Annotated in this window: 10 protein-coding genes; 8 read left to right on the top strand and 2 right to left on the bottom strand. The window is 69.7% G+C overall.

The annotated features are described in order from the left end of the window. The first annotated feature begins 128 nt into the window (after positions 1-128). The 6 genes from frr to ACLQ6X_RS09300 all read left to right on the top strand — a co-directional run bounded on the left by frr (position 129) and on the right by ACLQ6X_RS09300 (position 4006). Positions 129-680, top strand: coding sequence for a ribosome recycling factor (frr, locus tag ACLQ6X_RS09275; RefSeq protein WP_188509962.1), 552 nt, complete (start codon positions 129-131; stop codon positions 678-680). Continuing rightward, on the top strand, positions 681-1646 hold the full coding sequence (locus ACLQ6X_RS09280; RefSeq protein ID WP_411699885.1) for a phosphatidate cytidylyltransferase: 966 nt from the start codon (positions 681-683) through the stop codon (positions 1644-1646). A gap of 14 nt (positions 1647-1660) precedes the next feature. Continuing rightward, positions 1661-2215, top strand: a complete 555-nt coding sequence (locus tag ACLQ6X_RS09285; protein ID WP_411699886.1) for a DivIVA domain-containing protein — start codon at positions 1661-1663, stop codon at positions 2213-2215. Positions 2216-2294: 79 nt separating this feature from the next. Then, a complete protein-coding gene (locus ACLQ6X_RS09290) occupies positions 2295-2948 on the top strand; it encodes a lytic transglycosylase domain-containing protein (protein WP_411699887.1) in 654 nt (217 codons plus the stop codon). Between the two features lie 22 nt (positions 2949-2970). Then, the gene (locus ACLQ6X_RS09295; RefSeq protein ID WP_411699888.1) at positions 2971-3267 is read left to right on the top strand and encodes a hypothetical protein; all 297 of its coding nucleotides are present in this window, start codon (positions 2971-2973) and stop codon (positions 3265-3267) included. 19 nt (positions 3268-3286) lie between these two features. Beyond that, positions 3287-4006 (top strand): alpha/beta hydrolase, encoded by a 720-nt coding sequence (locus ACLQ6X_RS09300; RefSeq protein ID WP_411699893.1) that lies wholly within the window; start codon positions 3287-3289, stop codon positions 4004-4006. On the opposite strand, the gene ACLQ6X_RS09305 is transcribed toward ACLQ6X_RS09300, so the two are convergent. Both ACLQ6X_RS09305 and ACLQ6X_RS09310 read right to left on the bottom strand, forming a co-directional pair. Then, positions 4003-4656, bottom strand: coding sequence for a sortase domain-bontaining protein (locus ACLQ6X_RS09305; RefSeq protein WP_411699889.1), 654 nt, complete (start codon positions 4654-4656; stop codon positions 4003-4005). The two genes, ACLQ6X_RS09300 and ACLQ6X_RS09305, sit on opposite strands and share 4 nt — an antisense overlap. 10 nt (positions 4657-4666) lie before the next feature. Beyond that, positions 4667-5419, bottom strand: a complete 753-nt coding sequence (locus ACLQ6X_RS09310) for a CHRD domain-containing protein (RefSeq protein ID WP_411699890.1) — start codon at positions 5417-5419, stop codon at positions 4667-4669. Positions 5420-5581: 162 nt separating this feature from the next. Here ACLQ6X_RS09310 and ACLQ6X_RS09315 point away from each other — a divergent pair, with 162 nt between their 5' ends. Together ACLQ6X_RS09315 and ACLQ6X_RS09320 are read left to right on the top strand one after the other, a co-directional pair. Continuing rightward, positions 5582-6172 carry an RNA polymerase sigma factor gene (locus ACLQ6X_RS09315; protein WP_411699891.1) on the top strand — a complete coding sequence of 197 codons (591 nt, stop codon included), beginning with the start codon at positions 5582-5584 and terminating at the stop codon, positions 6170-6172. After that, a partial coding sequence (locus tag ACLQ6X_RS09320) for a hypothetical protein (RefSeq protein ID WP_411699892.1) occupies positions 6156-6513 on the top strand: 358 nt, incomplete at its 3' end. The genes ACLQ6X_RS09315 and ACLQ6X_RS09320, both read left to right, overlap by 17 nt.

Raw genomic sequence — 6513 nt, forward strand, 5'->3', positions numbered from 1 at the left:
AAAAATCCCCCCCCCGCGGGGGGCCGCCCGGGGCGCCCCCCCGACCCCCGCGACACGGCGGGAGCACCGGTGTCGGGTTCTTCGCGGTTGGTTAGCCGGTAAACTCCACTAGACACAAAGGAGCTCCCGTGATTAGCGACGTACTGGCCGACACCAAAGACAAGATGGCCAAGGCCCTCGAAGTAGCCAAGGAAGACTTCGCCACCGTCCGTACCGGACGCGCGAACCCCCTGATGTTCCAGAAAATCCTGGTCGACTACTACGGCAGCCCCACCCCGCTGGGACAGCTCGCCTCGCTGAACAACCCCGAGGCGCGCACGCTCATCGTGACGCCGTTCGACAAGTCGGCGCTGAAAGAGATCGAGAAGGCCATCGTCGCCGCCCCGAACCTCGGTGCCAACGTCGGCAACGACGGCGAGATCGTGCGCGTCACGCTGCCCGAGCTCACGCAGGACCGCCGCAAGGAGTTCGTCAAGATCGTGCGCGACAAGGCCGAGCAGGCCAAGGTCGCGGTGCGCAACATCCGTCGCAAGGCGAAAGACGACCTCGACGCACTCAAAGAGGTCGGCGAAGACGAGATCGCCCGCGCTGAGAAAGACCTCGAAGCAACCACGAAGCATCACGTGGACGCGATCGACGACGCTCTCAAGCGCAAAGAAGCCGAGCTGCTAGAGGTATAGATGTCGGATGCCGCCGGCGGGAACAAAGACCGCCCCAGATCTGAGACCAAGGCCAAGAAGCATCCGCCGTCGCGAGCGGACTTCGAGGCGACGGTCGCGGACATCGAGGCGCAGGTTCGCGCGACGAACGACAGGATCAACGCGAAGAGCGGCCGCAACCTGTTGTCGGCGATCCTGATCGGTCTCGCGCTCGGCGGGTCGCTGATCGTCAGCCTGGTCTTCGTCAAAGAGCTGTTCATGGTGTTCGGCGCGATTCTGCTCGTCTTCACCTCGTTCGAACTGGCGAGCGCCCTGCGCTTCGCCGGCCGGGACGTGCCTCGGGTGCCCACGGTGATCGCGTCTCTCGCGATCGTACCGGCGTCGTTCTACGGGCTCGCCACCGGCCACTGGCTCGTCACCCTCGGCGGCATCCTGTTCGTGTCGCTCTGGCGCGTGGGCGAGATGGTCGTGCCGAAACTGCGGGTCTCCGGCGCGGAGTTCTGGAAAGACATCGCGGCGGGCGCGTTCGTGCAGAGCTACGTCGTGTTCCTCGGCGCGTTCACGATCCTGCTCACCGCGCAGCCCGGCGGCCAGTGGTGGACGTTGGCCTCGCTCATCGTCGTCGTCTCCGTCGACGTCGGCGCCTACGCGTCGGGCGTCAACTTCGGCAAGCACCTCATGGCTCCGTTGATCAGCCCCAAGAAGACCTGGGAGGGGTTCGCCGGTTCCGCCGTCGCGGCCCTCGCCACCGGCGTGCTCCTCGCCCTGTTCATGCTGCAGCAGCCGTGGTGGGTCGGACTCATCATGGGAACCGTCATCGTCTTCACCGCGACCATGGGCGACCTCGCCGAATCGCTCATCAAACGCGACCTCGGCATCAAGGACATCAGCACCTGGCTTCCGGGCCACGGCGGTTTTCTCGACCGGCTGGACTCGATCCTCCCGTCGGCCGTGGCGGCGTACGCGCTGTACCTCATCTTCGTTTAGGGCAGGATTATCACGTGAGCACTACTTTCCCCCGCACCCGCAAGTCGCGGCGCGGCTACAACGTCGACCAGGTCGAAGACTTCCTCGAAGACGCCCGCCGCGCCTACTCGAGCGAACTGCTCGGGCCGTCGGTCGTCACGGCGGAGAGCATCCGCACCACCGCCTTCGCTATGCAGAAGGGCGGCTACTCCACGACCCACGTCGACGCGGCCCTCGAACGTCTCGAAGACGCATTCGCCAGCCGCGAGCGTGACCGCGCCTTCGCCCCTCCCGGCGGCGACGCCGAGTGGTACGGGCGTGCGCGCGGTACCGCCCAGGAGATCCTCGACCGGCTCGCGCGGCCCGAGGGCAACCGCTTCTCCCGGGTCAGCTTCCTCACCAGGGCCTACAACGTGAAGCAGGTCGACGCGTTCGCCGACCGGCTCGTCGACTACTTCCAGCACGGAAAACCGATGAGCATCGACGACGTGCGCCTCGCCGCTTTCACCGCCACCCGCCGCGGCTACAACGAGCAGCAGGTCGACCTGCTGCTCGACTATGTCATCGATGTGATGCTGGCAGTGCGCTGAGCCGATTCGACTTTGCACCCCCCTCATGGGCTACGGTGGAATAACCGTGGAATTACAACGTAGAGAGTTCTCCTCCTCCGTGCTGCTAGACGGCGCCAGTGGAGCCGCCAGTGCACCCCGGATTCGTCCGGCTCAGACGCGCTCGCGCAAGAGCCTCCCGTTTCTCGCCTTCTTCGCGAGCATGTGCTTCGTGCTCGTCACGATCATCGATCCGACGGCCGCGTTCGCCATCACCGCAGACGAACAGAACGTCGTGACGAACGCCCCGGGCAAGAAGGTGGAGCCGCAGGTCGTCGTGGCCGCCCAGGGCGTGCGTGCCCAAGCCGCCCGCGACGCCTTCACCATCACCAAGATCGTCGTTCCGCCGCCCGTCGTCGTCGCCAAGAAGAGCGCCGGAGGCGGTAGCGCCCCCGCCGCGGGCATCCCCGATCCCGGCTCGGCCAAGGCGATCGCGTTCGAAATGGTGACCGCGCGCGGCTGGGGCCAGTCGGAATTCGACTGCCTCGTCTCGCTGTGGAATAAAGAGTCCGGATGGAACGTCAACGCTCACAACGCGAGCAGCGGCGCCCACGGCATTCCCCAGGCTCTGCCCGGCTCCAAGATGGCGTCGGTCGGCGCCGACTGGGCCACGAACCCGGCCACCCAGATCACCTGGGGTCTCGGCTACATCAGCGGCCGGTACTCCACACCCTGTGGCGCGTGGGGCACCTCGCAGGCCAAGGGCTGGTACTGACCCCACCAGCTAGTCTGGGATCATGCCCCGTTCCAATCGTCCCCGCGGCAAGCGGCCCGACGACGACGACGAGGTCGACCTGAGCCGGGTGCTCATGGGGCGGCGCCGCACCGAGGCGAAGCGTGACGGCCTCTGGAACGTGCAGCCCCTCGCGGCCGCCTCCGCGACGAAGTACTACACCTGCCCCGCCTGCGGTCTCGAGATCTCTCCGGGAACGGCGCACACCGTCGCCTGGCGCGCCGACGGCCTGATGGGGGAGGCCGACGACCTCTCCGCCCGCCGCCACTGGCACCTGCACTGCTGGAAGATCAAACAGTGAGGACCCCGACACCGTGACCATCGAGATCCGCGGGGCCGTCGAGCTGCCCGCCCGCCGCGAGAACGTCGAGCTGCGAACGAGCGACGGTCTCACCCTCGTCGCCGAGCTGTCGCTTCCGCTCACGGCCGAACCGGTTGCCACGATGGTCGCGCTGCACCCGCTGCCGACGCACGGCGGGTTCATGGACTCGCACATCATCAAGAAGGCCGCGCTGCGACTGCCCGCGCTGGCCGACATCGCCGTGCTGCGGTTCAACTTCCGCGGGGTCACGTCGCCGCGCGGCACGTCCCAGGGCGAGTTCGGGCAGGGCGTCGACGAGCAGCACGACCTCTCCGCGGCCATGGACTTCGTGGCGCAGCGGGGGTTGCCGCATCCGTGGGTCGTCGGCTGGTCGTTCGGCACCGAGGTCGCGCTGAAGTTCGGCCGCGCCCACGACCTCGACGGCATGATCTTGCTGTCGCCGCCGCTGCACCGCACGTCGCCCGAAGAGGTGGCGGCGTGGGCCGGCTCCGACACCCGGGTCGTCGCGCTCATTCCCGAGCTCGACGACTACCTGCGTCCGGCCGAGGCGGCCCAGCGCTTCGCCGCCGCTCCGAACATCGAACTCGTGAACGTCGAGGGCGGCAAGCACCTCTGGGTCGGCGAGACGCAGACCTCGCGCGTGCTGCGCGAGATCGTGCAGCGGCTCAACCCGGCCGCGCTGCCGTTGCCGACGCAGTGGGACGGGCCCGCGACCTAGATCGGGCTGGCGAAGACGACCCGGTTGTCTTCGTAGTGGCCCACCGCGCGGTCGAAGAGGCCGGTGCAGGTGATGAGCCGCAGTTCGTCGGTGGGGGTCGCGCCGAAGACCTCGGTCGTGGGGAAGTCCGCCTTGGAATAGTCGCCGACGCGAGTCACCACGTAGTCGAACGGTGCCCCCGCGACATCCGTGACCCGCACCGTATCGCCGACGACGAGGTCGGTCAGACGCGCGAAGACGGCCGGGCCGGTGGCGGAGTCGACGTGGCCGGCGATGACCGTCGGACCGACGCCGCCCGGACGCCCGCCGCCCGTGAACCAGCCGGCGTCGGCGAAGTCGGCGGGCACCTCCATCGAGCCGTCGGCCTGGATCCCCAGGTCGATGAGCGGTTCGTCGAGCGCTATCGCGCCGATGGTGACGGATGCCGGTGGCTGGCCGACCGCGAGCGGTCCCGGGGCCGCCGCCTCGGTCGGTCGCGGCGGCGCCACGGTCGCGGTCGGTGTCGGTTCGGGCGTCGAGGCCTGCGGGCTCGCCGCGGAGCATCCGCCGAGCAGCAGCACACCGGCCAGCGCCGCCGCGCGGACGATGGCGACAGCACCACGGCGCGCCGACGCACGTGCTGCCGCCGGACGCGCCGTGGTGCGGATCATCGCGCGGGCGTTACGCGCGGTCGGCCGCTGCGGTGCGGCGGCGGTGCACGAACAGTCCGGCGAGCCCGGCGACGGTGAGCGCGCCGAGGCCGGTCGCGATCGCGGCGGTCGCGTCCGCCGTGTCTGCGGAGGCGGTGGCGAGTCCGCCGCCACCGGTCTGCACGCCACCCACCGGGATCCGCGTGAGCTGGCCGCGCACGGCGCCTGCGGGGTTGGCCACCGTGTGCGTGTCGGCTGCGAAGCCGGCCGGGTTCGCCTCGAGCTGGGCGAGAGTGAAGCCGGTTCCGGTGTCGGCGCCGTTCGCGACGATGCCGGTGGTGAACGGTCCCTGCAGGCAGCCGGTGCTCGTGCGCGGGCCGTCGCCGATCGGAGCCGGGTTCGGGAACGCGATGCGGGGCGGACCGGCCGCTCCGACCGCGGCGGCGTGGATGTGCGTCGCCGTCTTCGCCGGGCTCTGGTAGTCGCCGCTGATCCCGCTCACGGTGATGTCGTAGCAGATGATGTCGAGGGTGGAGTTGACCCGGAAGGTGAACGTGCCGGTGGCGCCCGCGGGGCCGGGGGTGGCGACGCCGTCGGCGTTGAGCACCTGGTCGGGGGTGGCCATCACGGTGAAGGCGCTGGTGAAGCTCGAGGGCGCGTCGACCGCGGTCTCGGCGCTGGCGGGGGCGGCCGCACCCAGCACGGCTACGGCCGTGGCGGTCGCGATGCCGCCGACGGTGAGCAGGCGTAGAGCTGTGCGGGAGGGGGTTCTCTGGTCAGACATGTCACTCCTTCGTTCGGGCACGGCGCCCGGTGACTCCGTGTGCCGGTGTGTACGTCGGGGGAGCGGCCCGCGTTCACCGGCCGCGAGATTTCTTTCGGGGGACGGATGAACGCACGGCGGTGCCGCGCCGTATACCCCCGTGGATAGGCTGGGAGGAACAACGTGAGCGGGAGCGTGATCGAACTGGCCGAGCCATCCGAGCGGCTGTCGTCCGAACCCGGGTCGGCGGCTCCCGTGCCGACGTCCGGGCAGGGATTCGACCTCGCCACCGAATACGACGCCCACGCCCGCGTGCTCTTCGCCTTCGCCGTGAACGCGCTGCGCGACCGCGGGCAGGCCGAAGACTGCGTGCAGGAGACCTTCCTGCGCGCCTGGCGGGCCCGCGACCGGTTCGACCCCGAACGCGCCGGCGCGCGCACCTGGTTGTTCGCGATTCTGCGCAACGTGATCGTCGACGCGCAACGGTCGATGGGGCGGATGCCACGTACCGTGACGGGCGACTCCGTCGACGAGCAGGCGGCACCCGCCGACGACACGCTGCAGCGGCTGCTACTGGTCGAGGCGCTTGCGAAACTCAGCGACGACCACCGGGTCGCCGTGGTCGCCGTCCACATCGACGGCGAGTCCTACTCCGAGGTCTCGGCCCGCACCGGCATCCCGGTGCCCACCCTGCGCACCCGCGTCTACTATGCCCTCCGCGCCCTGCGCGCCCACATCGATTTCGAAGAGGACCGCCATGACCGACCCCGTTGAACGCCGCGCCGAGCTCGTCGCAGCCGCGGCATCCGACGATCTGGACCCCGACGAAGCACGTGAGCTCTCGCTGCTGCGGGCGACCGACCCGTCGATCGACGTCGAGATCGCCGAACTGCGCGCCATGATCGGCGACCTCGGTGACACCCCGTGGGACTCCAGCGCACCTAGCGCCGGGCTGCGCGACCGGGTGCTGGCGATCGGCGAGGCGGAGACCGTGCCCGCGACACCCGCGACTGTGCCGCCCGCGACTGTGCCGCCCGCGACTCTGCCGCCTGAGCCCGCTCCCGTTTCCGTGGTGCCTATCTCGCGGGGCCGCCGCTGGGCGCTCGGCCTCGGGG

The sequence above is a fragment of the Conyzicola sp. genome (assembly GCF_046714715.1).
In the GTDB taxonomy this organism is placed as follows: domain Bacteria; phylum Actinomycetota; class Actinomycetes; order Actinomycetales; family Microbacteriaceae; genus Conyzicola.

Bases quoted from the DNA above. Each gene is read 5' to 3' on its own strand.
- ACLQ6X_RS09295 (WP_411699888.1), top strand. From the start codon at position 2,971: ATGCCCCGTTCCAATCGTCCCCGCGGCAAGCGGCCCGACGACGACGAC.
- ACLQ6X_RS09280 (WP_411699885.1), top strand. From the start codon at position 681: ATGTCGGATGCCGCCGGCGGGAACAAAGACCGCCCCAGATCTGAGACC.
- ACLQ6X_RS09310 (WP_411699890.1), bottom strand. From the start codon at position 5,419: ATGTCTGACCAGAGAACCCCCTCCCGCACAGCTCTACGCCTGCTCACC.
- ACLQ6X_RS09305 (WP_411699889.1), bottom strand. From the start codon at position 4,656: ATGATCCGCACCACGGCGCGTCCGGCGGCAGCACGTGCGTCGGCGCGC.